The organism is Streptomyces sp. PR69 (genome assembly GCF_026420845.1).
Taxonomy (GTDB): domain Bacteria; phylum Actinomycetota; class Actinomycetes; order Streptomycetales; family Streptomycetaceae; genus Streptomyces.
In genome coordinates this window covers 31,723-57,181 of sequence record NZ_JAOWCB010000003.1, presented here as the reverse complement: position 1 = coordinate 57,181, position 25,459 = coordinate 31,723, and the positions used below count along the sequence as shown (strand labels likewise).

Here is a 25,459-nt window from a genome sequence, read left to right as displayed (position 1 = left end):
GTCCACCCCGACGCTCCGCCCGCGGACGTCCCCATCCCCGAGAACGGCAGCGCACATGACCGCAGACCTCCGTCATATCCTCGTCATCGGCATCGGAGCCGGCGACCCCGACCATCTGACGCTTGCCGCCGTCAAGGCCATGCGCCGTGCCGATGTCTTCTTCGTCATCGGCAAGGGTGAGGAGAAGTCCGGGCTGACGGATCTGCGCCGAGAGATGCTCGACGAGCATGTGCCCGGACCGTACCGGGTGGTGGAGGCCGAGGACCCCTGGCGCGACCGGACGCCCGCGGACCGCTCCCGGTACGCGTCCGCGGTTGACGACTGGCGGCGTCGCCGCGCCGACGTCTACGAGCGGCTGATCCGCGAGGAACTCGCGCCCGGCGAGCACGGCGCCTTCCTGGTGTGGGGCGACCCGGCGCTGTACGACAGCACGCTCGCCATCCTCGACGACATCCGCGGCCGCGGGACGGTCGCCTTCGACCACGAGGTGATCCCCGGGGTCAGCAGCGTCTCCGCGCTGGCCGCCCGGCACCGGATTCCGCTCAACCAGGTGGGCAGGCCCGTCCACATCACCCCGGCCCGCCATCTCGCCGGCCGTGTCGGCGAGGGCCCGGCGGAGACGCTTCCCGACGACGGCGACGTCGTCGTCATGCTCGACGCCCACCAGACGTTCACCCGCTTCACGGGCCGGGATCTGTGGATCTACTGGGGCGCGTACCTCGGCACCCCGGACGAACTCCTCGTCTCCGGACCGGTGTCCGAGGTGGCCGGCCGCATCCTTGAGGTGCGCGCCGAGGCCCGCGCCCGGCACGGCTGGATCATGGACACCTATCTGCTGCGCGACCATGGCTGAGCAGGCGAGGGCCGGGCAGGACGGAACCGAATCCGTCCTGCCCGGCCCTGTACGTTCCGCCAGGTCGTCATGAGCCCCGCATCAGCTTGCCGTCAGCCGGGCTCGGCCCGCCGTCAGGACGGCAGCTCCCCGCGCACCGTACGCGCCGCCTCGACGAGGTTCGCCAGCGACGCCTTCGTCTCCGGCCAGCCGCGTGTCTTCAGCCCGCAGTCCGGGTTGACCCACAGCCGCTCGGCCGGGATGGCCTCAAGCCCCTTGCGGAGCAGCGCCGCCGCCTCCTCGGCGCTCGGCACGCGCGGCGAGTGGATGTCGTACACACCCGGTCCCGCCTCGCGCGGATAGCCGTGGGCGGCGAGCTCCCGGGCGACCTGCATATGGGAGCGGGCCGCCTCCAGGCTGATGACATCGGCGTCGAGATCGTCGATGGCCTGCACGATGTCGCCGAACTCGGCGTAGCACATATGGGTGTGGATCTGGGTGTCCGGCCGGACGCCGCCCGTGGTCAGCCGGAACGCCTCCGTCGCCCAGGCCAGATACCCGGCGCGGTCGGCGGACCGCAGCGGCAGCGTCTCCCGCAGCGCGGGCTCGTCCACCTGGATCACCGAGGCGCCGGACGCCTCCAGGTCCCGCACCTCGTCCCGCAGCGCCAGGGCGACCTGGCGCGCGGTCTCGCCGAGCGGCTGGTCGTCGCGGACGAAGGACCAGGCGAGCATGGTGACCGGGCCGGTCAGCATGCCCTTGACGGGACGGTCCGTCAGAGACTGGGCGTACCGGGTCCAGCCGACCGTCATCGGCTCCGGCCGGGAGACGTCGCCGGCGAGGACCGGCGGCCGGACATACCGGGTGCCATAGGACTGGACCCAGCCGTGCTGGGTGGCGACATAGCCGCTGAGTTGCTCGGCGAAGTACTGGACCATGTCGTTGCGTTCGGGCTCGCCGTGGACGAGGACGTCGATCCCCGCCTCCTCCTGGAAGGAGATCATGTCCTGGATCGCCGTCCTGATGTGCTCCTGATAGCCGTCGGCGTCGATCCGGCCGGCGCGCAGTCCGGCGCGGGCGGCACGCAGATCGGCCGTCTGCGGGAAGGAGCCGATGGTGGTGGTCGGCAGCAAGGGCAGCTTCAGCTGGGCGCGCTGGGCGGCCGTCCGCTCGGCGTACGGCTGGGAGCGGCGGGCGTCGGCGTCGGTGACCGCGGCCGCCCTGGCCCGTACGGCGGGGTCGTGGGTGAGGGGCGAGCCGGCGCGCGACGCGAGATCGGCGCGGTTGGCGGCCAGTTCGGCGGCGACGGCCCCGGTGCCTTCCGCCAGGCCCCTGGCGAGGGTGACGATCTCCCGGGTCTTCTGCCGGGCGAACGCGAGCCAGCGCAGGATCTGCGGATCGACGTCCGTCTCGGCCGCGGCGTCCAGCGGCACATGGAGCAGGGAGCAGGACGCCGACACATCGACCCGGTCCGCGAGGCCCAGCAGCGTGCCCAGGGTGGCCAGGGACTTCTCGTGGTCGTTCAGCCAGACGTTGCGGCCGTCGACGACGCCCGCGACAAGCCGCCTGCCGGGCAGCCCGCCGACCGCGGCGAGGCCGTCGAGGTTCGCGGCCGCGGCGCCGGTGAAGTCGAGAGCCAGTCCGTCCACCGGGGACGCGGCGAGCACCGGCAGCGCCTCGCCGAGCCGGTCGAAGTAGGAGGCGACGAGCAGCCTGGGACGGTCGGCAAGACCGCCGAGGTCCCGGTAGGCGCGGGCGGCGGCGTTCAGCTCGGCCGGGGTGCGGTCCTGGACGAGGGCCGGCTCGTCGAGCTGCACCCACTCCGCGCCCGCCGCCCGCAGATCGGCCAGCACCTCCGCGTACACCGGCAGCAGCCGGTCCAGCAGGCTGAGCGGCTCGAAGTCCGCGGCGACGCCCGGCGCGGGCTTGGCCAGCAGCAGATAGGTGACGGGGCCGACGAGCACGGGCCGGGCGGCCAGCCCGAGCGCCAGCGCCTCCCGCAGCTCGCCGGTCTGCTTGGCGGAGTCCGCGGTGAAGACGGTGCCGGGGCCCAGTTCGGGCACCAGATAGTGGTAGTTGGTGTCGAACCACTTGGTCATCTCCAGCGGCGCGACGTCCTGTGTGCCGCGTGCCATCGCGAAGTAGCCGGCCAGGGCGTCGGCCGCGACCGCGTCACGGTGCCGCTCGGGGATCGCGCCGACCATCACGGTGGTGTCGAGGACATGGTCGTAGTACGAGAAGTCACCGGTCGGCACCTCATGGACGCCTGCGCCTGCCAGCTCCCGCCAGTTCGCCCGGCGCAGCCCCGCGGCGGTCTTTGCCAGGGCGTCGGCGGTGACCCTGCCCTTCCAGTAGCCCTCGACCGCCTTCTTCAGTTCCCGGTTCGGCCCCTGGCGGGGATAGCCGTACACAGTGGCCTGCGCGGCCACGGCTGCGGGCTTCGTCATGACACTCTCTCCTTCGCGAAGATGTCCTCGGTCCATCCCGGGAACCGGGGGGAGAGCGCGAAGGGGTGACGCAGTCAGGCGGCACGGCCGTGCGGGCCGTTCGCCTGATGTGGTTGCCGACCCGCCCTCGAGGTCACCGGGATGTCCGCGCACGGCCGTCCGTACGCGGGCAGCGGGCAGGTCTTCGGACTCGCGGGCGCGTGCGGCCCGGAAGGGCGCACTCCTACTGGCCGTCGCTTCCCAGACCCGGACGGGTCCAGTGCGTATGACGGCGGTCGTTCCCGCTCACCGCTGCGGGGCAGTCCCGGATTTCCACCGGGTTCCCTCTTGCGACGCGCCTGCCTGGACGACAGGGCGAACCAGCTGCGTCCGCCAGCCTAGAGCCCAAGGCTCGAAGACGGGTGCGGCGGCCCGTATTCCGGACGGTGAGCTGAGACACGTGCCGCGCCCGGTCTGGGGGCTCCGCCCCCAGACCCGCTGCGGACGGGCTTGATTCGGCTGCGCCGAATCCCAGCCCCGCCAGCGCTGAGGCACAGGAGCCAGAAACCGAGCCCCGTGGGGACACCTCCGTGGGGGTGCCCCTGGGGGCACCCCCAGCGGTAGCTGGGGGAGTTTGAGGCGCGGGGGTCCGGGGGCGGAGCCCCCGCACGGGCCCGCACCGTCGGCGAGGCCGCCACGCCGCACGCCACGCGGGTGGAGGGGGCCGGGCCGCCGGCCGTGGCGACGGCGACCGGGCGTAACCGGGCCGCCCGCGCCGGCGTAACGACACCGTACGACGCCGGCCGCAAGGGGCTACCCGCTCAGCCGCGCCCCAGTCACCAGGTCCGGCCTGATCCGCAGCGCGGCGTTCATGGGCGGGCACTCCACCCAGGGGCGGAGCCGCTCCGCGTACCGGGCGAGCAGCCCCTCGTCGGTGACCCGGCGCGCATACCCCGTGACGACCACGCTCCAGCCCAGATGGGTCACCGGATCGATGGCGTCCGCCTCATAGGCCACCACGACCCCCGTGGCGTCCGCCGGCGCGACGATGGCGGCGAGCGACGCCCCGTCGTGCAGCCGGACGATGATGTCGTCTCCGTCCATCAGATGGTTGACCGGCCGGACGGCAGGCAGGGCGCGCTCGGTGAACACGATGCGCCCCAGGGACACCGACCTGAGGAGCCGCAGCGCCTCGGCGCGGTCGAGGCGCGTCATACGCCGCGGCTGTACCCCGCCTCCGTTGTCCGGCGACTGCCGAGCAGCCGCCCCGTCGTCCGCCATCTCCGCCTTCTCCTTCGGCGCGCCGCCGGACGCGCCCCGCTGCCTGCGAGGGAAGCGTCTCTCCGGCGTGTGCGGCGCGGACAGGGCCGAACGGGTCCTTCACGGTCCCGTATGCCCCACGTCACCCCGGGGCAGCCGGGCGCCCGCGGCGCCCGGCACGGGGACAGCGGGTCCGCAAGGCCCCTTGGGGCAGGGCCGAAGGTCCCCGCCGGCCGGAGGAAACGAGGAAACGCGGAAACGCGGAGAGGGACCATTCGGCCCTGGCCCAAGGGCCCGTGGAGAGGAGACCATGCGCGGGGTGCGCCGCCGGCGGACCGGACCCGGCGACAGCGGAGTGTGTGATGACGGACAGCGGCAGCCCCGCCAAGGCCCCGATCGGCGTCTTTCTCCTCGACGACCATGAAGTGGTGCGCCGCGGTGTGCACGATCTGCTGGACGCCGAACCGGACATGACCGTCGTCGGCGAGGCGGCGACCGCAGAGCAGGCGCTGGCCCGTGTGCCCGCGCTGCGCCCCGACGTCGCCGTGCTGGATGTGCGCCTGCCCCAGTCGGACGGCGTCACCGTCTGCCGTGAACTGCGTTCGCGCATGCCGGGACTGGCCTGTCTGATGCTCACCTCGTTCGACGACGAGGAGGCGCTGCTCGACGCGATCATGGCAGGGGCGGCCGGCTATGTGCTCAAGCAGATCAGCGGCACCGACCTGGTCAGCGCCGTGCGCACGGTGGCGTCCGGCCAGTCCCTGCTGGACCCCGGGGTCACCGCCCGTGTCATGGCCAGACTGCGGGGAGAAAGCCCGCAGGAGGAACAGCCCGGCACCCTGCCCGGGCTGACGGACCGTGAGCGGGACATCCTGGCGCTGGTGGGGGAGGGCCTGACCAACCGGGAGATCGGCAAGCGGCTCTATCTCGCGGAGAAGACCGTCAAGAACAACATCTCCCGGCTGCTGGCCAAACTCGGCGTGGAGCGGCGGGTGCAGGCGGCCGTCCTCGCCACTCAGGCGCTCGCGCCGCGCGGCGGCCGGCGTGAGACGCCGTCCGGCTCGCGCCGCGACGGCCGCGGACGGAACTGACGTCAGGCCTGCGCCGGGCCGACCTCCCGCCCGGCGCAAGCCCGCGCGGGTCCTGTCCTCGCGCGGGTCCTGTCCACTGTGCGGGTCCTGCCCACCCTGCGGGCCCCGTCCCCGTGCGGGCCCTGCCCACCGTATTGGCCCTGTCCACCGTCCGGGCCCGGCGCCTTCCGGCCCTGACGCCGCCCTGCACGCGCGCGTGCCGCACCGGGCCCGGCTCCCTGCCATACGGGCCCGGTACGGCACCCGGTGCACCGCGCCGAGCCGCTCGCGCGGTGCGGATGTGCGGCACGCCGGTTCACTCAAGAAGCATGGCCGAGCAGGGGCCGGCCGGTCAGGGCCGACCGGCCCGGCTTCCGTGGCCGTTCGGCCGCACCCGCGGGGCTGCCCCGGGATGACACGACCGGCCCTCCGCCCGGAGGTCGGGCGGAGGGCCGGTCGCAGACGCCGGAGGCGGTGGGTGCCGGGCGGATCAGGTCGGATCAGGCGGATCAGAAGGTCAGGCTCCAGGAGTCGATCCGGCCGGTGTCGCGGCGGGCGGTGTCCCGGACGCGCAGCTTCCAGGTGCCGTTGGACGCCTCGGACGAGGCGTCGACTGTGTAGGTCTTGACCACGTCGTCCCCGCTGTCGCCGCCGGGGAAGTCCTCCAGGAGGTAGACCGAGCCGTCCGGCGCGACCAGGGAGATCACCAGATCCCCGCGGTAGGTGTGCTTGATGTCCACGCCCACCGCGAGGTCGGCCGGCGCATTGCCCGCGACGCCGCTGACGGTGATCGGGCTTTCCACCGTGGAGTTGTCGCGGATCGTCACATCGCCGGTGTTCTCGAACGTCGTGCCGGGCGGGGGAGTGACGGCACCGCCGACCGCCTTGAGGGCGTCGACCTGGCCCTCGCCGAAGAAGCCGTTCTTCGCCGTCGTGCCGTCGCAGCGGCTGTCGGACGGGCAGGCGACGTCGGTCGCCTCGACGCCCAGCCGGCCGCGCAGCTCGGCCGGGGTCAGCGTCGGGTCCTGGCTCTTCATCAGCGCCGCGACGCCCGCGACATGCGGCGAGGCCATCGAGGTGCCGCTCTTGGAGCCGTACTTGCCGCCGGGGAGGGTCGAGTACACGCCGCTCCAGCCGTCGCCGCCGGGCGCGGCGATGTCGATGACGTTCTCGCCATAGTTGGAATACGAGGCCTTGACGTTGCCCTGGCCCATCGCCGCCACGGTCACCACGCCGGGCAGCTCGGTGGGAATGTCGATGCACTCGTCGGTGATCTGGCGGGTGACCGGGGTGGAGTCATTGGGACTCGTGGTGTCGGTCGTCTTGTTCGCCAGGTCGTAGTCGGAGTTGCCCGCCGCGGCGACCTGCAGCGAGCCCCTGCTCTCGGCGTACGCCTGGGCGCGGCGCACCCCCTCGATGATGGCGGCCTGGTCGGCGTCGTCCGGGCAGTTGAACATCCACGGATCGGTGTAGTAGCTGTTGTTGGTGACCTCGAAGCCGTGGTCACCGGCCCACATGAAGCCGCAGACGGTGTTCTCGGGGAAGAACAGACTGGTGTCGGGCTCCGCGATGCGGACCGAGGCGATCGTCACGCCCGGCGCGACGCCCACGACGCCCTTGCCGTTCTTCGCGGCGGCGATCGTGCCCGCGACATGCGTGCCGTGCGTGCCGACGTCCCGCCAGGCGCCCTCGCGGGTGTCGGCCTTGCCGTAGGCGCAGGAGACCGAGTCGGCCGCGTTGAAGTTCGGCGCGAGGTCCTGGTGCAGGTTGTCCACCCCGGTGTCGAGCACCCCGACCGTGACCGACGACGCCCCAGTGGTCACCTGCCATGCCTGGTCGGCCTTGATCTGGGTCATGTCCCAGCGGTCGGACTCCGTCAGGGTCGTGGGCGACTGCGCGGGCGCCGACGGCAGCTTCGGGCTGTACGCGTCGGCCGGCACGTCGGAGGTCCGGGTGGCCCCCACCTGCTCGACCCCGCTGACGCCCCGCATCGCGGAGGCGAAGCCCGCGGACGCCGAGTGGGCGACGAGCACGCCGATGGCGTCGTACGCGGCGAACACCGTGCCGCCGTTGGCCTCGACCGCCTCCCGTACGGCCGAGGTGTCACCGGCGGCGGTGATGACGAGGTACGCGCGCGTGCCGGGGGCCCAGGCAGCGGCGCCGGCGCCCTCCGCGGACGCGGCGGGGGACTGAGGGGTGTGCGGGACGGCTGTGGCGGCCCCGGCGGGTACCGCGAACGCGAACGCCGCGCCGAGCGCGACGCCGGCCACGGCGATGCGCCGCAGCCCGGTGGATATGTGGGGTATCACGATGGGTCCTCCGACGGCCCGGCAGCGCGCACCGCGCCGCCGGGCCTCTCCTGTAGGGGGTGAACGCACGATGTCAGCCCGGCTCTGCGGAGGGGAAGGAGGGAAAACCCTTGCGTCGCGTGCCGGTTCGCCCCGCCGAAGGCTGCACTGCGTGCCGTGCCCCGGCCCGTCTGGTGCGCGGTCGGCGACGCGGTGGGCCCACCGGCCCTTCGGGCGGCCATCGGACTGTCCCGCGCCGCGTCTCCGCTTGTCCGGTTGTCCGGTCCGCGTCCGGCGGGGCGCACGGCGGCATGGCGCTCCGCCCGGCGGCCGGCCGGGCTGTCCGCCGCTGACGCCCCCCGGGGGGGCGCATGTCCACCGGCCGGGTGGCGCGCCGCGGAGCTGTCCGGTCTGCCGCATGCGGCAGGATCCCACCGGCGCAAGCGCGTACGGCGCACCGTGGCCGGCGCGCGCAGCCCGGCGGACATCACGGCCGAGCCGCCCGCCCAGACTGAGCCCCCCGCCCAGGACCGGGCGAGCCGCCCGCCGGGCGACGCCCGGCCCGCAGACGCGCATGTCCACCGGCCGGGTGGCGCGCCGCAGACGTGCCCGGCCCGCCGCATGCGGCAGAATCCCACGGCACAAGCGCGGACGGCGCGGCGGGAGCGGCGCACACCCCATGGACCGGAGGCGCCGATGAACGGCCAGGACGACAACGCGAACACGGACGGGGCGGGCGGCGCGGACCGTCCGGGGCTGCGCTGCCTGGTGACCGGCGCGAGCGGATACATCGGCGGACGGCTCGTCCCGGAACTGCTGGACGCGGGCCACCGCGTCCGCTGCCTGGCCCGCACGCCCGGGAAACTGCGCGACCACCCCTGGGCGCCGCGCGTCGAGACCGTCCAGGGCGACGTCACCGACGCCGCGTCCGTCGCACACGCGATGCGGGGCGTCGACGTCGCCTACTACCTGGTGCACGCCCTGGGCGCCGGACGCGACTTCGAGGAGACCGACCGGCGGGCCGCCCGGACCTTCGCCGAGCAGGCGCGCGCGGCAGGCGTCCGGCGAGTGGTCTATCTCGGCGGGCTGACGCCTGCCGGAGCGCCGCCGCACACGCTCTCCCCCCATCTGCGCTCCCGCGCCGAGGTCGGGGACATCCTGCTGCGCTCAGGCGTCCCCACCACGGTGCTGCGTGCCGCGGTCATCATCGGCTCCGGCTCCGCGTCCTTCGAGATGCTGCGCTATCTCACCGAACGGCTCCCGGTGATGGTCACCCCCAGCTGGGTCCGCACCCGCATCCAGCCGATCGCCGTCCGGGACGTGCTGCGCTGTCTCGTGGGCAGCGCGGTCATGCCGACGGACGTGAACCGCGCCTTCGACATCGGCGGGCCCGACGTCATGACATACGAGCAGATGATGCGGCGCTACGCCGCCGTGGCCGGGCTGCCGCGCCGGCTGATTCTGCGGGTGCCGGTGCTCACCCCCGGGCTGTCCAGCTACTGGATCGGGCTGGTGACCCCCGTACCCGCATCGCTGGCCCGCCCGCTCGCGGAGTCCCTGCGCCATGAAGTGGTCTGCCGGGAACACGACATCGCGCGGTACGTGCCCGAACCGCCCGGCACGCCCCTCGGCTTCGACGACGCCGTCGCCCTGGCGCTGCGACGGGTGCGGGACGCCCAGGTCAGCACGCGCTGGTCGGCCGCCGCCGTGCCGGGGGCGGCGAGCGACCCGCTGCCCACCGACCCCGACTGGGCCGGCGGAAGCCTCTACACCGACTGGCGCTCCCGCGCGGTCGACGCCTCGCCCGCCGCGCTGTGGCAGGTCATCGAGGGCATCGGAGGCGAGAACGGCTGGTACTCGTTCCCGCTCGCCTGGGCGGTGCGCGGCTGGCTTGACCGGCTGGCCGGGGGCGTCGGACTGCGCCGCGGACGGCGGGACGCCGCGCGTCTGCGCGTCGGGGAATCCCTGGACTTCTGGCGTGTGGAGGCGATCGAGCGGGGCCGGCTGCTGCGCCTTCGCGCGGAGATGCGGCTGCCCGGGCTCGCCTGGCTGGAGATGTACGCCGAACAGGACGCACAGGGCCGCACCCGCTACCGGCAGCGGGCGCTCTTCCATCCGCACGGCCTGCTCGGCCATCTGTACTGGTGGAGCGTCGCGCCCTGGCACGCCGTCGTCTTCGGCGGCATGGCGCGCAACATCGCCCGGGCCGCGCACCGGGCGGAAGCCGCCGCGCTCCCCAACGACGCCGACGCCGACGACGCCGGCCGCCGGATTCTGGATCCGTGACCGCATCCGCACCCCGGACGCCTTCCCGGTCCGCTGACGCGGCTGTCCCCGACTGTGGTGCACTGTCCGTGCGGACGACAAGCGCAGGACAGTGCACCGGGAGCCGGGCAGAGCAGGAGCAGCAGCGTGACCACGTACCGCCAGCCGGGACTCGTTCTCACCGACCACACCTTCACCGTCCCCCTCGACCACGCCCAGCCCGCCGGGGAGCGCATCGAGCTGTACGGACGGGAGGCCGTCGCGACGGCCAGGGCCGGCGAGCAGCTGCCCTGGCTGGTCTATCTGGAAGGCGGCCCCGGCTTCGGCGCGCGCCGGCTGACAGGCACACAGGCCTGGCTCGGCCGTGCGGTCCAGGACTACCGGGTGCTGCTCCTCGACCAGCGCGGCGCCGGCCGCTCGACCCCGCTCAACCGGCAGACGCTCCCGCTGCGCGGAGGACCCAAGGAACAGGCCGACTTCCTGGCCCTCTTCCGGGCGGACAGCATCGTCCGCGACTGCGAAGCCATCCGCCCACAGCTCACCGGCGGGGCGCCGTGGACCGTTCTCGGCCAGAGCTTTGGCGGGTTCTGCACCGTCCACTATCTCTCCACCGCCCCCGAGGGGCTGGCGACCGCGCTGATCACCGGAGGGCTCCCCGCCCTCGACGGTCACCCCGACGACGTCTACCGCGCCGCGTATCCCCGGATGGAGCGCAAGAACCAAGCCCACTATGCCCGTTACCCTCAGGACGTGGAGCGTGCCCGCCGCATCGCCGGACATCTGGCGGAACACCGCACCGAACTGCCCGGCGGCTACCGGCTCACCCCCGAGGCCTTCCAGTCCCTCGGCATCCTCCTCGGCCTCGGCAACGGCAGCCACCAGCTCCACTATCTGCTGGAGAACGCCTTTGTGCGCACCCCCGCGGGCCGCACCCTCTCCGACGCCTTCCTCGAAGGAGTGCTCGGTGTGCTCTCCTTCGCCTCCCACCCGCTGTACGCCCTCCTTCATGAAGCCTGCTACGCCCAGGGGGACCGGCCCACCGCCTGGGCCGCCGAGCGGGTACGGGCCGAGTTCGGGCGGTTCGACGCGGCCGCGGCGCTGGACGGCGACGGCCCGCTGCTGTTCACCGGGGAGACCGTCCACCCCTGGCACTTCGATGTGGACCCCAGCCTGCGCCCGCTGAAGCGGACTGCGGAACTGCTGGCCGCCCGCTCCGGCTGGAGCGCCCTGTACGACCAGGGGCGGCTGTCCGCCAACGAGGTGCCGACCGCCGCCGTGGTCTACCACGACGACCTGTACGTCGAGACCGCCCATTCCATGCGTACGGCCCGCGCCATCCGCGGGCTGCGCACCTGGGTCACCGACGAATTCGAGCACGACGGGGTGCGGGTGAGCGGCGCACGCGTACTGGACCGGCTGCTGGCGCTCGCGCGAGACGACGCCTGAGCGCGTCCGTCCAGCCGTGTCCGTCCAGCCGTGTCCGTCCGACCGCGTCCGTCCGAATGCGGCCGGCGCGCGGCCGTGCGGACTACGCTGCGATCATGACCGAACAGCAGCACGGCACAGAACCGCAGTTGGCGGCCATGCCCGGCGACTGGCAGCGCGCCCTCGCCGTCGTCGCCCACCCCGACGACCTGGAGTACGGCTGCTCCGCCGCCGTCGCCCAGTGGACCGACGAGGGACGCGAGGTCGTCTACCTCCTCGCCACCCGCGGCGAGGCGGGCATCGACACCCTGGAGCCGTCCGTGTGCGCCCCGCTGCGGGAACGGGAACAGCGCGCCAGCGCGGCGGAAGTCGGCGTGTCCGCCGTGGAGTTCCTGGACCACGAGGACGGGGTCATCGAATACGGCCCCGCCCTGCGCCGCGACATCGCGGCGGCGATCCGCCGCCACCGCCCCGAGCTGCTCATCACCCTCAGCCACCGGGACACCTGGGCGATGAACGGCCGCCGCTACTGGAACACCCCCGACCATGTGGCCGTCGGCCGTGCGGCCCTCGACGCCGCGGCGGACGCCGGCAATCGCTGGATCTTCCCCGAACTGGGCCGCGAACAGGGCCTCGCGCCCTGGAACGGTGTGCGCCATCTGGCCATCGCGGGCTCCAGGGACGCCACGCACGCGGTGGACGCCACGGCCGGCCTTGAGCGGGCGGTGCGCTCCCTGATGGCGCACCGCACCTATGTCGAGGTTCTCACCGACGAGGACCCGGAGACCTACTGCCGCTCGGTCGTCGAGGGCATGGCCCGGGCGGCCGCACCCCGCTTCGGCGGCAGGCCCGCGGTGCCCTTCGAACTCCTCAGCCGCTGAAGCTGCTGATCCGCGGTCCCTCGCTCTGCCGCAGAGCGGGGCCGGCTCACACGGTCCAGGCGGTTCAGCCGACCGGCTCCTCGGCCTGTTGGCCGTCGCCCCGCCAGTGGTCTTCCGCCCGCGTCCGCCCGCGTCCGCCCGCCTCCGCGGACCGCCGCGGTCGTGCGAGGAGCGGACGGCACCGAGCCGCCTGCCGCGGCCCGACCGGCAGCCTTGACAAGGTCACCTTGCCGATTCTGCAATGGCTTCCATGTCCGAAGACGCGTCCGTCGACGCCATCCTCGACCATGTAGGCCCCCGCCTCCGCACGCTCCGGCGGGCCCGCGGAGCCACCCTCGCCGCCCTCTCCTCCGCCACCGGGATCTCCGTCAGCACCCTCTCCCGGCTGGAGTCCGGCCGTCGCAGACCCAGTCTCGAACTGCTGCTGCCCATCGCCCGCGCCCATCAGGTGCCGCTCGACGAGCTGGTGGGCGCGCCCGCCGTCGGCGATCCGCGGGTGCGGGCCAAGCCGATCGTGCGGCACGGCAGGACGCTGCTGCCGCTGACGCGCCAGCCGGGCGGGCTGCAGGCGTACAAGGTCGTCCAGGAGCCGGGCGGCGACCCCGACCCGGAGCAGCGCACCCACGAGGGGTACGAGTGGCTGTACGTCCTCTCGGGCCGGCTGCGGCTGCTGCTCGGCGATCACGACGTGGTGCTCACGGCGGGCGAGGCGGCGGAGTTCGACACCCGCGTCCCGCACTGGTTCGGGCCCGCCGGTGACGCCCCCGTCGAGTTTCTGAGCCTTTTCGGCCCGCAGGGCGAGCGGATGCACGTACGGGCGCGCCCCAAGCGTCGCGACGGCTGAGGGGCCGCCGCCTGCGGGAGGGGCCTTCCCGAGCGGGCAAGCGACCGCTTAGTATGCACCTGGTGCGGGCTGTCCGCCGCCCGAGGGCGGGCGAGGACAGACGAAGGCAGACGAAGACAGACAAGGACAGGCGAAGACGGACACGGTCCGGGGAGGCCACGAGATGCAGGCATGGCGAGTCCACAGCAATGGAGAGCCGGGCGAGGCGATGCGCCTTGAAGCGACCCCGCGCCCCGCCCCCGGCCCCGGGCAGCTCCTGCTGCGGGTGCGTGCCGCGAATGTGAACTTCCCGGACGCCCTGCTGTGCCGAGGCCAGTACCAGGTGCGCCCGCCCCTGCCCTTCACCCCCGGCGTGGAGATCTGCGGCGAGACCGAGGACGGCCGCCGCGTCATCGCCACTCCCGCGCTGCCGCACGGCGGCTTCGCCGAGTACGCCGTCGCCGATGAGGCCGAGGTGCTGCCGGCCCCCGAAGCCCTCGACGACGCCGAGGCCGCAGCCCTGCACATCGGCTACCAGACGGCCTGGTTCGCCCTGCACCGCCGCGCCCGGCTGCAGCACGGCGACACGCTGCTGGTGCACGCGGCGGCCGGCGGCACCGGCAGCGCGGCCGTACAGCTCGGCAGGGCGGCCGGGGCCCGTGTCATCGGAGTCGTCGGAGGCGCGGACAAGGCCCGCACCGCCAAGGAGCTCGGCTGCGACCTCGTCATCGACCGCCGCGCCGACGACATCGCGGCCGCCGTCAAGGAGGCCACCGGCGGCCGGGGCGCGGATGTCGTCTACGACCCGGTCGGCGGGGACGCCTACGCCGCCTCCGCCAAGTGCGTCGCCTTCGAGGGGCGGATCGTCGTCGTCGGATTCGCCGGCGGCACGGTCCCCACCCCCGCCCTCAACCACGCCCTGGTCAAGAACTACTCGATCGTCGGCCTCCACTGGGGCCTGTATCGGCAGGCGGACCCCGAGGCGGTCCGGGGCTGCCACGCGGAGCTGACCCGCCTCGCCGCCGACGGCGTCGCCAGGCCGCTCGTCAGCGAGCGCGTCGCCCTCGCCGGCGCCGCCGACGCCGTACAGCGCGTCGCGGACGGCGCGACGGTCGGCCGCCTCGTCGTCGTACCGCCGTCGTCCTGACCGCGAGCCTTGCGCACGAGCGCGGCCGTACGCACGAGAGGGCCGTACACAGAGGCATGCGAATAATCCGCGTGCATACGCCACGGATGTCCCGCTAGCGTCTCCTCCCGTGGAACCGCTGACCGACAAAGCCATCCGAGCATCGTTCGTCAACTGCTCGAAAGGAGAGGCCTCCCGGCTCAAGCTGCCCGCCGGCTTCCGTGAACTGCCCTGGGAGGACCTGGACTTCCTCGGCTGGCGCGACCCGGGCGCACCGCTCCGCGCCCATCTGGTGCTCCCCTCGCCGACCGGCCCGAACGGCCTGACCGGGGTGAGTCTGCGCGTCCCCGACGCCACCCGCACCAGCGCGGTCAAGTCGAGCATGTGCCAGTTCTGCCTCACGGGCCACGCCTCCTCGGGAGTGACCCTCTTCGCCGCCCCGCTCGCGGGCGCGGCGGGGCGTCAGGGCAACACCGTCGGCGTTTACGCCTGCGACGACCTCGCCTGCTCGCTCTATCTGCGCGGCAAGCGGCAGCCCAAGCTGCGCAGTGCACGCTACGAGGAGTCGCTGACCCTTGAGGAGCGCACAGCCCGCTGCCTCGGCAATGTCGCCGCGTTCGTCGACAAGGTCACCGGGGGCCGCTGAAACGCGTCCCACCAGGGCCCCGGTGCAGAGCGCCCTTCCCCGTGAGGTTTAATTGCGATGTTTTCGCAATAGCATTTGATCTTCAGTAGGGGTGTGGGGCATGACCGCCCGAACCATACGCGGCACGGTCGCCGCGGCTCTGGCCGGAGCCCTGGCCATGACCGCGGCGGCCTGCTCGAACCCGGGCAGCGGCACGGCAGACGATGCAAAGGCGAAGGACTCGGCGGTCGTCGGCATCGCCTACGAGCCCGAGACCCTCAGCCCCCTCCTCGGCTACGGCAAGGACGGCAACTCCAAGGTCTTCGACGGGCTGCTCGCCTTCGACGCCGACATGAAGCTGAAGCCCGCACTCGCCGCCGCCCTGCCCCGGGTCAGCGACGACGGCCTCACCTACACCTACACGCTCCGCAAGGGCGTGACCTTCAGCGACGGCGAGCCCTTCACCGCCGAGGACGTCGTCTTCACCTACCGCACCATCCTCGACGACAAGACGAACAACGCCTCCAAGGCCGAGCTCGACGCCCTGAAGGACGTCCGGGCCACCGGCGACCACGCCGTCGTCTTCACCCTCAAGTACCCGTACGCGCCCTTCGCCGAGCGCACCGTCCTGGCCATCGCCCCGCAGCACATCGCAGGCAAGCAGGACGTCAACACCGGCTCCTTCGGCGTCAAGCCGGTCGGCACCGGCCCCTACGTCCTCACCGGCTGGTCCAAGGGCGAGAAGCTCACCTTCAAGGCCAACCCCCGCTACTGGGGCGGCGAGCCGAAGGTGAAGAACTTCACCATGGCGGTCATCAAGGACGACGACGTACGCGCCACCCGGCTGCGCTCCGGCGACCTCGACGGCGCGATCCTCCCGCCCAACCTCGCCGCGGGCTTCAAGAACGACGCCCGCAAGAAGACCTACGCCGCCACCACATACGACTACCGCAACGTCACCCTGCCGACCGACAACAAGGTCACCGGCGACACCGCGGTCCGCCGCGCGCTCGACGTCGCGGTCGACCGCCAGGCCATGGCCGACAAGATCCTCGAAGGCGCGGGCAAGCCCGCCTACGGGCCCGTCCCCACCGGCAGCGAGTGGTTCGCCCAGGGCACCGAGCGCCGCCATGACCTGGCCGAGGCGCGGCGGATTCTCGACGACGCCGGCTGGAAGCCCGGCAAGGACGGCATCCGGGTCAAGGACGGCGTGCGCGCCGCCTTCCCGCTGTGGTACCTCAGCGGCGACAAGCTCCGTCAGGACCACGCCCTCGCGTACGCCTCCGACGCCAAGAAGGCCGGCATCGAGATCACCGTCCAGGCCGGGACCTGGGAGGTCATCGAGCCGCGGATGCAGCACGACGCGGTCCTCGCGGGCGGCGGCGCCCCCGGCGACCCCGACTTCGACCAGTATCTGCTCCTGCACTCCAGCCTCGCCGGCGACGGCTTCAACAACATGGCCCGGTACCGCAACAAGGCCGTTGACAAGGCCCTTGAGGACGGCCGCCGCACCGACGACAAGGCCGCGCGCAAGGCCGCGTACGACACCGTCCAGCGTGAACTGGCCAAGAACCCCGGCTACACCTTCCTCACCCACATCGACCACCTGTACGTGGTCGACGACGACTGGGACGGGCTGACCACCCAGGTCGAGCCGCACGACCACGGGCTGGCTTCCGGCCCCTGGTGGAACGTCGAGGACTGGACTCCCAAGAACCACAACAACCCGGAGAGCGGGAAGAAGCCCGCCGAGTGAACCGCCGCCTCCCCTGGGGGGCGATGGCCAGGATGACGGGACGGCGGGCCCTGCTCGCCGTCCCCGTCCTCGCCACCGTGACCTTCGCGGTCTTCGCCGTCGCCGCCGCCTCGCCCTTCGACCCCGTCAAGGCGTACACCAAAGACGCGGGCCTGACCGCCTCCCAGGAGAACCTCGACCAGATCCGCGCCAACCTCGGCGTCGGCCAGCCGTTCACCGAACGCTGGCTGCACTGGCTGACCTCCGCCCTCGGCGGGGACCTCGGCGAATCCAGCCTGATGCGCCAGCCCGTCGCCGACGTCATCGCCGAACGCCTCGGCTGGTCCGCGCTGCTCGCCGGCGCCGCCTTCGCCGTCGCCGTCCTCCTCGGCACGGTGCTCGGCGTCCTCGCCGCACGCCGCCGCGGCGGCTGGCTCGACCGCACGGCCACCGCGGCCGCGTACACCCTCGAAGCCGCGCCCGCCTTCTGGCTCGGCCTGCTCGCCATCTGGCTCTTCGCGCTGAAGCTGGACGTGCTGCCCGCGGGCGGGCTCACCGACACCGCAAGCGACACCGTCTCCTTCGGGCAGGTCGCCACCCATCTCGTGCTGCCCGCCGCCGTCCTCGGCATCACCCAGCTGCCCTGGTTCTTCCTCTACGTACGCCAGGGCGTCGCCGACGCCCTCGACGAGGACCCCGTGCGCGGCGCCCGCGCCCGCGGACTCGGCGAACGGACCGTGCTCCTCTCCCACGCCCTGCGCTCCGGCATGCTGCCGACGCTCACCCTGATCGGCTCCCGCGTGCCGGAACTCATCACCGGCGCGCTGCTCGTCGAGACCGTCTTCAGCTGGCCCGGCATCGCCGCCGCCACCGTGCAGGCCGCCACCTCCGTGGACTTCCCGCTGCTCGCCGCCCTCACCGTCCTCGCCACCGCGGCCGTACTGCTCGGCAATCTGCTCTCCGACCTGCTGTACGGACTGGCCGACCCGAGAGCGGGCTTCGATGGCTGAGCCGCGCTGGACCCCCGTCGCCGCACGCAGCCCGCGCCGTTCCACACGGACGCTGCGGCTCGGCGTCTCCGCGGCCGTCGTCATCGCGGTCGTCCTCGCCGTGACCGTCGTCCCGCCCGTCGTCCAGCTCGACCAGCAGGCGGTCGACCTGGCGCTCAAACTCCAGCCGCCCTCGCCCGCCCACCCCTTCGGCACCGACGACGTCGGCCGCGATCTGCTGCTGCGCTGTGTGTACGGACTGCGGGTCTCCCTGCTCGTCGGCCTCGTCGCCGCCCTCGCCGCCACCCTCGTCGGCACGGCCGTCGGCGCTGGCGCGGCGGCCTTCGGCGGCTGGACCGACCGGCTCGTCATGCGGATCGTCGACGTCTTCTCCTCCGTGCCGCATCTGCTGCTGGGCATCTTCATCGTCGCGATGTTCCGGCCCGGCGTCTGGCCGGTGATCGTCTCCGTGGCGCTCACCCACTGGGTGTCGACGGCACGCATCGTCCGCGCCGAGATCCTGTCGCTCCGCGCCCGCCCCCACATCGACGCGGCGATCTCCGGGGGAGCCTCACGCCGGCGCGTCATCCGCCGCCATCTGCTCCCCGCGGTCCTGCCGCAGGCGGGCCTCGCCGCGGTGCTGATGATCCCGCACGCCATGTGGCACGAGTCCGCCCTGTCCTTCCTCGGCCTGGGCCTGCCCGCCCACCAGGCGAGCCTCGGCACTCTGGTGCAGTCGGCCCGCGGCTCCCTCCTCGCGGGCGACTGGTGGCCCACGCTCTTCCCCGGCCTCTTCCTGATCCTCCCCACCCTCGCCGTCGCGGGCCTCGCCGGCATCTGGCGCGAACGCCTCAGCCCGCGCCGCCGATCGGAGCTGATGCTGTGAGCGACGCACGTGAGGCAGCCGGGTCGCGGAATCCGGCGATGCCTGCGGTTTCGCCGAGCGGGCGGAGAAGCGAACATGGGAAGTCCGTGAGCGACGCGCGTGAGGCAGCCGGGTCGCGGAATCCGGCGATGCCTGCGGTTTCGCCGAGCGGGCGGAGAAGCGAACATGGGAAGTCCGTGAGCGACGCGCGTGAGGCAGCCGGGTCGCGGAATTCGGCGATGCCTGCGGTTTCGCCGAGCGGGCGGAGAAGCGAACATGGGAAGTCCGTGAGCGGCGCGCACCCCTCCGCGGCGCCCGCTTCCGTCCTTTCCGTGCGCGGGCTGCACGTCCGCTTCCGGATGCGCGGCGGACGGCAGGTCGCCGCTGTCCGTGACGCCTCCTTCGACCTCGCGCCTGGCGAATGCCTCGCCCTCGTCGGCGAGAGCGGCTGCGGCAAGTCCGTACTCGCCTCCGCCCTCCTCGGACTCCTCCCCGGCAACGCCCAGACCGCCGGCTCCGCCATCGCCGGCGGCATCGAGCTGATCGGCGCGGACGAACGCACCCTCGCCCGCAGGGTGCGCGGCCGCCGCATCGGGCTCATCCCGCAGAGCCCGGCCGCGCACCTCACCCCCGTACGCACCGTGGGAGCACACCTGGAGGAGACCCTCCGCGCCCTGACCGGCATACGCCGCCGCGAGGCCCGCCGCGCGGCGGTCGCCGCGGCCGAACGCGCCGCCTTCCCCGCGGACCTCCTCGACCGCTACCCCCACGAGCTCTCCGGCGGGCTCGCCCAGCGCGCGGCCACCGCACTCGCCCTGGTCGGCGACGCACCGCTGCTGCTCGCCGACGAGCCGACCACCGGACTCGACCGGGATCTGGTCCACCGCACCGCCGACGAACTCCGCCGCCACACCGACGACGGCCGGGCGCTGCTGATGATCACTCACGATCTGGCGGCGGCCCAGCGGATCGCCGACCGCGTCGCCGTGATGTACGCGGGACGCATCGTGGAGATCGCCGACGCGGACGCCTTCTTCGGCGCGCCCGGCCCCCGCCACCCCTATGCCCGCCGTCTCCTCGCCGCCCTCCCGGAACGGGACTTCACCCCCATCCCCGGCCTGCCGCCGGAGCTGGGCGACCTCCCGGAAGGCTGCGCCTTCGCCCCCCGCTGCGACCGCGCGACGGACACCTGCGCCACCACGCTCCCCGCCTTCGCCGCCGGGCTCTCCTGCCACCACCCCGCCGCCCCGCCAGCGGAGCCGCCCCGTGCTTGAACTCCACGGCGTCACCGCCGGATACGACCCCCGCAGGCCCGCCTTCCGCGACGCCTCACTCACCCTCGCCCCCGGCGAGGCCGTCGGCCTCCTCGGGCCCAGCGGCTGCGGAAAATCCACCCTGGCCAGGGTCGCGGCGCTGCTCCACCGCCCCGACACGGGCCAGGTCCGTATCGACGGAGAGACCGTACGGCGCTGGCGGCACGCCGCGCCACGAGCACAGCGCACCGCGATCGGCGTTGTCTTCCAGCAGCCCAGGCTCTCCGCCGACCCGCGCCTGACGCTGTACGACCTGATCGCCGAACCGCTGCGCGCGACCGGCCGCCGCGCCGAGGCCGCGGCACGCACCGGAGAACTGGCCGCGGCCACCGGCCTCACCGGCGACCTGCTGCGCCGCCGCCCCCACGAGGTCAGCGACGGGCAGCTGCAACGCGCCTGCCTCGCCCGCGCGCTGGCGCTGCGGCCGCGCTGGCTGATCTGCGATGAGATGACCGCGATGCTCGACGCCTCGACATCCGCGGCGCTCGTCGCCGTCGTCGAACGGTACCGCCGCGACCACGGCGCGGGCCTGCTCGCGGTCTCCCACGACCGCCCCCTGCTGCACCGCTGGTGCGACCGCACGCTGAACTGGCCGGACACCGGGGCGTGGTGACCCGCCCCGAGGCGTCTTCGGCCGGATCGCCTCCGCGGAGCCCACGGCGGGACCGCTCCTCCGGGGGCGGAGCCCCAGTGACGGGGGGCGTCGCCGTGTACACCGACGGCCTCCCCGGTCTCGCACGCTTTCTGCGCCGCCACGGCCGGTAGTGCAAGCCATCCCGAAGTCACCGCCAGTCAACACCCGTTCGGCGGACACGCCAGTCGGCCGGACGGGAACTCCCCTGCGCCAGACTGGCCGCCGAATGCCGCATATCCGGCGTCGTATCTCCGGCGTCGCGCATCCGGTGTGGCAGAGGAGGTTGGCGATGGCCATTTCGATTTCGGTGGTACTGCTCCTGCTGGTACTCGCAGTGATCTTTGTGCGCAACGGAGGGCTGAAGTTCACCCATGCCCTGGTCTGCGTTCTGCTCGGCTTCTTTCTCGCGGGCACCAGCATGGCGCCGACGATCAGCAACGGCATCGCCGCCACGGCAGACGTGGTCAGCAGTCTGCGGCCCTGATCCGCCGAGGTCCTGATCCGCCGGCGCCCGGATCAGGAGTCCGCGGGCCAGTCAGCCAGCGGGTCCGCCGGCGGATCCTCCGGCCGCCCCGCCAGCCGGGACCGCAGCAGAAACCGCACTCCCTCCGGCGCTTCCAGCGAGAATCCGCTGCCGCGCCCCTCCACCACGTCCACGATCAGCCGTGTGTGCCGCCACGCATCGTACTGGCTCGCCGAGATCCAGAACGGCACACGCTCGTCGACGCCGTCGACCGCCAGCGACTCCAGCAGCACATCGGAGCCGCCCGTACGGAACTCGCCGTCCGGGTAACACATCGGCGCACTGCCGTCACAGCAGCCGCCCGACTGATGGAACATCACAGGGCCGTGCGTCTCACGCAGCCGTCGCACCAGTGCGCTCGCCGCCGGGGTCAGTTCCACACGCGGGAATCCGCTCATCGCCTCAAGCCTCCTCGGCCCAAGCCAACCCGGCCTCACGTTGCAAGTCCGTTGCACGCAGGGCCTCGGCCAGCTCCGGCAGATACCCGGCCAGGAACCCCAGATCGGTGGCGCGGGCAAAGCCGGGGTCGTCGCGGCGCCGCCCCAGCCGGGCCAGCGCCGCCCGGCCGAAGTACCCCCCGCCGGCGGTCTCGACGGGCGGCACCGGCTCGCCCGCCCAGCCCGCGTCCGCGGCGAGCTGCGGCAGACACCGCTCGAAGAGCCGCTGACAGACCTCCAGCCCACGGCGCAGCACCACGTGATACGGCTCGTCCGGGCCGATCGGATAGCGCTGCGAGGCCAGCACGCGGCCGGTGTCGATGCCTTCGTCGACCTCGTGGAGCGTCGCGGCGAACTCCCGCTCCCCGTGGAGCATCGCGTAGACGAGGGCGACTTCGGGCCGCCCCCGGTAGGCGGGCAGCGGGCCGTGGTGGACATTGAGAATGCGCAGACCCGAGGAGAGCACCGGCGCACGGAAGATCAGCGGATTGTTGACGGACCAGACGACGCCGTCCGTGCTGGCGTCGGCCAGCACGGACGCAAGGGAGTTGACATCGGCCGTGGCGCGGTACGGGACGCCGGGGTGAGGCTTCTGCCGGGCGGGCCCGCACACCAGGTCCACGGGCAGTCCGGCGGCGAGCGTGTGCTCCACGGCGCGCCGGAGCAGCGCGCCCTCTCCCACGAAGATCATGCCGTGCTCCGCAGCGCCATGACCGTCTCGACGACCCGGCCGAGCGTCAGTTCCCGGCTGAGCGGGCCCAGCCGGTCCAGGAACTCCCGTTCCGCCGTACCGTGCAGCAGTTCCTCGCCGAGCCCCGACAGCATCTCCAGCACGGCGAGCGAGTCGCCGCCCAGCGCATGGAAGTCGGAGGCGGCGTCCAGGTCCGCGACGGCGCAGCGCAGTACACGCGCCCAGATGCGGGCCGTCACAGCCATCACGTCCGGCTCCTGCGCCCCGCGGGCGTGCTCGGACCCCGCACCGCCGCCCGCACAAGGACCACCGGCAGCCACACCACCGGCAGCCACACCACCGGCAGAAGAGCCGCCGCCAGCCGGACTGCCGCCGGGCAGGCCGCCCGCAAACGGATCGGGCAGGGCATTGCGGTCCGTCTTGCCGCTGGCCGTCTCCGGCAGCGCGGGGACCGCCCGCACCGCCGAGGGGACCAGATGCGGTGGAAGCGACAGCTCCAGCTCCGCCCGTACCGCTGCCTCGTCGACGGCCCCCGCGCCCGGCGCGGGCACGACGAACGCGCACAGCGCGAGTGCGCCGGAGTCCGGCCGGGGGCGGGCGGCAACCGCGGCCTGCGCGACGCCGGGCAGGGCCGTGAGCGCCGCCTCTACCTCGCCCGGTTCGACCCGGTGGCCGCGGATCTTCACCTGTGAGTCGATCCGGCCCCGGTACTCCAGCAGCCCGTCCGGCCGGCGGACCGCCAGATCGCCGGTGCGATAGGCGCGCCGGCCGTCCGGGAGGAAGACAAAGCGGTCGGCGGTCAGCTCCGGGCGGCCGAGATAGCCGCGGGCCAGCTGGACGCCTGTCATATGGAGCTCGCCGGGCTCGCCGTCGGGGACGGCGTTGCCCCGCTCGTCGAGCAGGGCCGCCGATGTGCGGTGCACCGGCGCCCCGATCGGCGCGGACCGCCGCCCGTCGCCGGGCTCGTCGCCGACGACGGCGACGGTGCAGGCCACCGTCGCCTCGGTCGGACCGTAGACATTGACGAACAGGCAGTCCGGCCCGAAGGCCGCGCGGGCCCGGCGGGCGGTGGCCGCCGTGAGGTTCTCACCGCCCGACTGGAGCGCGCGGATGCCGCGGGGGCGGATGCCGAGCCGTGCGGCGAGGTCGAGGTGTGTCGGCGTCAGCCCGAGGGTGTTGGCCTGCCGCCCGGAGAACATCTCGCGCAGCTTGACATGGTCGAGTTCGCCGGGCACCGGCACCACCGCCCCGCCGTGCAGCAGCGGCGGAAAGATCTGCATGACCGACAGGTCGAAGCCGGGGGAGAAGGAGTACGCGGCCCGTGTCTCCTCGTCGCACCGCATGAAGGGCGCGATCCAGCCCACCAGATTGGTCAGGCTGCGGTGTTCGATCTGCACGCCCTTCGGTCTGCCCGTGGAGCCCGAGGTGTAGATGACATAGGCCAGGTCGTCCGGGCCGGGAGCGGCCGCGGCGAGGACGGCCCGGCGCTCTTCGCCGACGACCGGGTTCTCGCGTGCGGCGTCGTCCACGGGGACAGCCGTGACCCCGTCCGGCACGGCCCCGGCACGCATGGAGCTGTCGAGCAGACAGAACCGCGCCTGCGCGTCGCCCAGCAGCTCCGCCACCCTGCGCGCCGGATTGCGGACGTCGACGGGGAGGAAGGCCGCTCCGGCTTTGAGCACACCCCACACCGCCGCCAGGCCGAGCGCCGAACGGTCCGCCAGGACGCCCACGATCTCCCCGCGCCGGACCCCGCGGGCGAGGAGGGCGGCCGCCACGGCGTCGGAACGCAGGTCCAGTTCCCGATACGACCACGGCTGGCCGTCGCCGAGTACCGCGGGCAGCTCCGGACGGCGGGCCGCCTGCTCCCGGAACAGCCGCACCACCGTGGTCTCAAGCGACGGCAGCCCGCCCGGTCCGGGGGCGAGCAGCAGCTCCGCCGCCTGAGCCGCGGGGGAGCGCCCGGCGGGCGGCAGGCCCGGACCGCGGGGACGGAGCGCGGACTCGATGCGGTCGAGGAGCTTCTCGCAGCGCTCGCCGACGTCCGCCGCCCCGCGGGCGGAGACCACCACCTCGGTCTGGTGCGGGAGTTCCAGCAGGGCGACGCTGACCGGAATCAGCGGCGCGTGCACCGGCAGGGCGTACACCGTCGTCGCCGTGAAGCTCCCCGCGCTGAAGTCCTCGGGCGCCGCTCGGCCGGCGTTCGACACGATGGCCGACGCCGGATACCGGTGGCGCGCCCGGGCGGCGGAGCGCAGCGCGCCGATGAGCGCGGCGGCCGCGGGCAGCGGCAGCCGGGCCGCCGCGGCCTCCGCACCGGAGACCAGCTCCCGCCGGGCGGCCAGCGCCTCCAGCAGCCGCCGGTGGACTCCGTCCGCGCCCTGGCCCGCCGGGACGTCGAGGAACAGCGGCAGCGCCAGATTCGCCGTCGACGCCACACCGGGGACGTGCCGCCGCAGATCCGCCGGGACCATGATCCGGGCCGGGGGGCCTGGCACGGCGTCGGCGATCGCGGCCGCCGTCTTCGCGGCCAGCGCCGTATGCCGGCCTGCGACCGTGCGCCGCCGCCACACCGTGACGTTCCCCGCCCGGCCGCCCAGCGGCGAGCGCCGGTCGAGGCCGAAGCGGGGCCGCCGCCCCGACCGGCCCACCGCGTCCAGCAGCGCATCGTCGGTGAGCGTGCCGGACGCGCCGGCCGGCGGCTCGCCGCGCAGCGCGCGGAACACCTCGGCGGCCCAGTGCGACAAGCCCTTCAGATCCATCACGGCGTGCGAGGCGCGGAAGACCGCCGTGGTGGCCGCCCCGCCCGTGAGCAGCAGCACCTCGCACGAGGGGTCGCCCTCCGCCGCCGCCAGCGGGGCCGCCGACTCAGGCAGCTCTGTCACCGCTGTCGCCGCTGTCAGCGGTGCCGGCTCTGCTCGATCCGGCAGCCCGGTGAAGGCCGTGCGGCCCGCTCCGTCCGCGCCGCGCACATCGACCACCACCACGCGGGGCGGACGTCCGCCGTCGATCCACATCCTGCCGCGCCGCACCAGCCGGGCGCCGGGGCAGGCGGCCGAGGCTTTGGCCACCGCCCGGCTCAGCTCCGCCGCGTCCAGCGGACCCGTCCCCTCGACCGCGAGCTGGAGCACCAGCTGCTCACCGAGCCGGGCGGCCGCGAGATACGACCACTCGGCGGCGGATACGGGCCGGAAGAAGGCCTCCGCCCGCTGAACGGCACGGGCCTGCGTGAACTGCTGCACGGTCATGAC

The 25,459-nt window shown here is 73.6% G+C and carries 20 protein-coding genes and 1 riboswitch; of the genes, 14 read left to right on the top strand and 6 right to left on the bottom strand.

The genetic code is table 11. The features are described 5' to 3' along the window. Window positions 1–55: 55 nt before the first annotated feature. Window positions 56–853 carry a precorrin-6A synthase (deacetylating) gene (gene cobF, locus OF819_RS03655; RefSeq protein WP_267241850.1) on the top strand — a complete coding sequence of 266 codons (798 nt, stop codon included), beginning with the start codon at window positions 56–58 and terminating at the stop codon, window positions 851–853. A 113-nt stretch (window positions 854–966) separates the two neighbouring features. On the opposite strand, the gene metE is transcribed toward cobF, so the two are convergent. Beyond that, window positions 967–3,279 carry a 5-methyltetrahydropteroyltriglutamate--homocysteine S-methyltransferase gene (gene metE / locus OF819_RS03650; RefSeq protein WP_267241849.1) on the bottom strand — a complete coding sequence of 771 codons (2,313 nt, stop codon included), beginning with the start codon at window positions 3,277–3,279 and terminating at the stop codon, window positions 967–969. Between the two features lie 157 nt (window positions 3,280–3,436). After that, window positions 3,437–3,658: riboswitch (cobalamin riboswitch) on the bottom strand. A 413-nt stretch (window positions 3,659–4,071) separates the two neighbouring features. Next, complete coding sequence (locus OF819_RS03645) at window positions 4,072–4,539, bottom strand: pyridoxamine 5'-phosphate oxidase family protein (RefSeq protein ID WP_267241848.1); 468 nt, start codon at window positions 4,537–4,539, stop codon at window positions 4,072–4,074. A 341-nt stretch (window positions 4,540–4,880) separates the two neighbouring features. Between OF819_RS03645 and OF819_RS03640 the strand changes: the two genes are divergently transcribed. Then, window positions 4,881–5,609, top strand: coding sequence for a response regulator (locus OF819_RS03640; protein ID WP_267241847.1), 729 nt, complete (start codon window positions 4,881–4,883; stop codon window positions 5,607–5,609). Between the two features lie 488 nt (window positions 5,610–6,097). On the opposite strand, the gene OF819_RS03635 is transcribed toward OF819_RS03640, so the two are convergent. Next, a complete protein-coding gene (locus OF819_RS03635) occupies window positions 6,098–7,897 on the bottom strand; it encodes a S8 family serine peptidase (RefSeq protein ID WP_267241846.1) in 1,800 nt (599 codons plus the stop codon). Window positions 7,898–8,572: 675 nt separating this feature from the next. Here OF819_RS03635 and OF819_RS03630 point away from each other — a divergent pair. From OF819_RS03630 to OF819_RS03575, 12 genes are all read left to right on the top strand, one after another. Continuing rightward, window positions 8,573–10,162 carry an SDR family oxidoreductase gene (locus tag OF819_RS03630; RefSeq protein WP_267241845.1) on the top strand — a complete coding sequence of 530 codons (1,590 nt, stop codon included), beginning with the start codon at window positions 8,573–8,575 and terminating at the stop codon, window positions 10,160–10,162. Between the two features lie 126 nt (window positions 10,163–10,288). Then, on the top strand, window positions 10,289–11,587 hold the full coding sequence (locus OF819_RS03625; RefSeq protein ID WP_267241844.1) for an alpha/beta fold hydrolase: 1,299 nt from the start codon (window positions 10,289–10,291) through the stop codon (window positions 11,585–11,587). 95 nt (window positions 11,588–11,682) lie between these two features. Then, window positions 11,683–12,447, top strand: coding sequence for a PIG-L deacetylase family protein (locus OF819_RS03620; protein WP_267241843.1), 765 nt, complete (start codon window positions 11,683–11,685; stop codon window positions 12,445–12,447). Between the two features lie 250 nt (window positions 12,448–12,697). Further along, on the top strand, window positions 12,698–13,291 hold the full coding sequence (locus tag OF819_RS03615) for a helix-turn-helix domain-containing protein (RefSeq protein ID WP_267241842.1): 594 nt from the start codon (window positions 12,698–12,700) through the stop codon (window positions 13,289–13,291). Between the two features lie 163 nt (window positions 13,292–13,454). Further along, window positions 13,455–14,417, top strand: coding sequence for an NADPH:quinone oxidoreductase family protein (locus tag OF819_RS03610; RefSeq protein WP_267241841.1), 963 nt, complete (start codon window positions 13,455–13,457; stop codon window positions 14,415–14,417). A 109-nt stretch (window positions 14,418–14,526) separates the two neighbouring features. Then, window positions 14,527–15,042, top strand: coding sequence for an FBP domain-containing protein (locus tag OF819_RS03605; RefSeq protein ID WP_267241840.1), 516 nt, complete (start codon window positions 14,527–14,529; stop codon window positions 15,040–15,042). 100 nt (window positions 15,043–15,142) lie between these two features. Further along, complete coding sequence (locus OF819_RS03600; RefSeq protein WP_267241839.1) at window positions 15,143–16,777, top strand: ABC transporter substrate-binding protein; 1,635 nt, start codon at window positions 15,143–15,145, stop codon at window positions 16,775–16,777. A gap of 23 nt (window positions 16,778–16,800) precedes the next feature. Continuing rightward, the gene (locus tag OF819_RS03595) at window positions 16,801–17,766 is read left to right on the top strand and encodes an ABC transporter permease (RefSeq protein WP_267242067.1); all 966 of its coding nucleotides are present in this window, start codon (window positions 16,801–16,803) and stop codon (window positions 17,764–17,766) included. Further along, entirely contained in the window at window positions 17,759–18,631 is an 873-nt protein-coding gene (locus OF819_RS03590) for an ABC transporter permease (RefSeq protein ID WP_267241838.1), read from the top strand. The genes OF819_RS03595 and OF819_RS03590 overlap by 8 nt, the downstream gene beginning before the upstream one ends. A gap of 338 nt (window positions 18,632–18,969) precedes the next feature. Further along, window positions 18,970–19,884 carry an ABC transporter ATP-binding protein gene (locus OF819_RS03585; RefSeq protein ID WP_267242066.1) on the top strand — a complete coding sequence of 305 codons (915 nt, stop codon included), beginning with the start codon at window positions 18,970–18,972 and terminating at the stop codon, window positions 19,882–19,884. Next, window positions 19,877–20,536, top strand: coding sequence for an ABC transporter ATP-binding protein (locus tag OF819_RS03580; protein WP_267241837.1), 660 nt, complete (start codon window positions 19,877–19,879; stop codon window positions 20,534–20,536). Before OF819_RS03585 ends, OF819_RS03580 begins: the two co-directional genes overlap by 8 nt. A gap of 310 nt (window positions 20,537–20,846) precedes the next feature. Beyond that, window positions 20,847–21,041, top strand: a complete 195-nt coding sequence (locus OF819_RS03575; RefSeq protein ID WP_267241836.1) for a hypothetical protein — start codon at window positions 20,847–20,849, stop codon at window positions 21,039–21,041. A gap of 32 nt (window positions 21,042–21,073) precedes the next feature. Here OF819_RS03575 and OF819_RS03570 read toward each other — a convergent pair whose 3' ends face one another. Genes OF819_RS03570 through OF819_RS03560 form a run of 3 tightly spaced genes read right to left on the bottom strand, consistent with a single transcriptional unit; the run spans window position 21,074 to window position 25,456 of the window. After that, complete coding sequence (locus tag OF819_RS03570; protein ID WP_267241835.1) at window positions 21,074–21,478, bottom strand: DUF779 domain-containing protein; 405 nt, start codon at window positions 21,476–21,478, stop codon at window positions 21,074–21,076. A 4-nt stretch (window positions 21,479–21,482) separates the two neighbouring features. After that, window positions 21,483–22,208, bottom strand: coding sequence for a formyltransferase family protein (locus OF819_RS03565; RefSeq protein WP_267241834.1), 726 nt, complete (start codon window positions 22,206–22,208; stop codon window positions 21,483–21,485). Further along, window positions 22,205–25,456 carry a non-ribosomal peptide synthetase gene (locus OF819_RS03560; RefSeq protein ID WP_267241833.1) on the bottom strand — a complete coding sequence of 1,084 codons (3,252 nt, stop codon included), beginning with the start codon at window positions 25,454–25,456 and terminating at the stop codon, window positions 22,205–22,207. Before OF819_RS03560 ends, OF819_RS03565 begins: the two co-directional genes overlap by 4 nt. Between the last annotated feature and the right edge of the window lie 3 nt (window positions 25,457–25,459).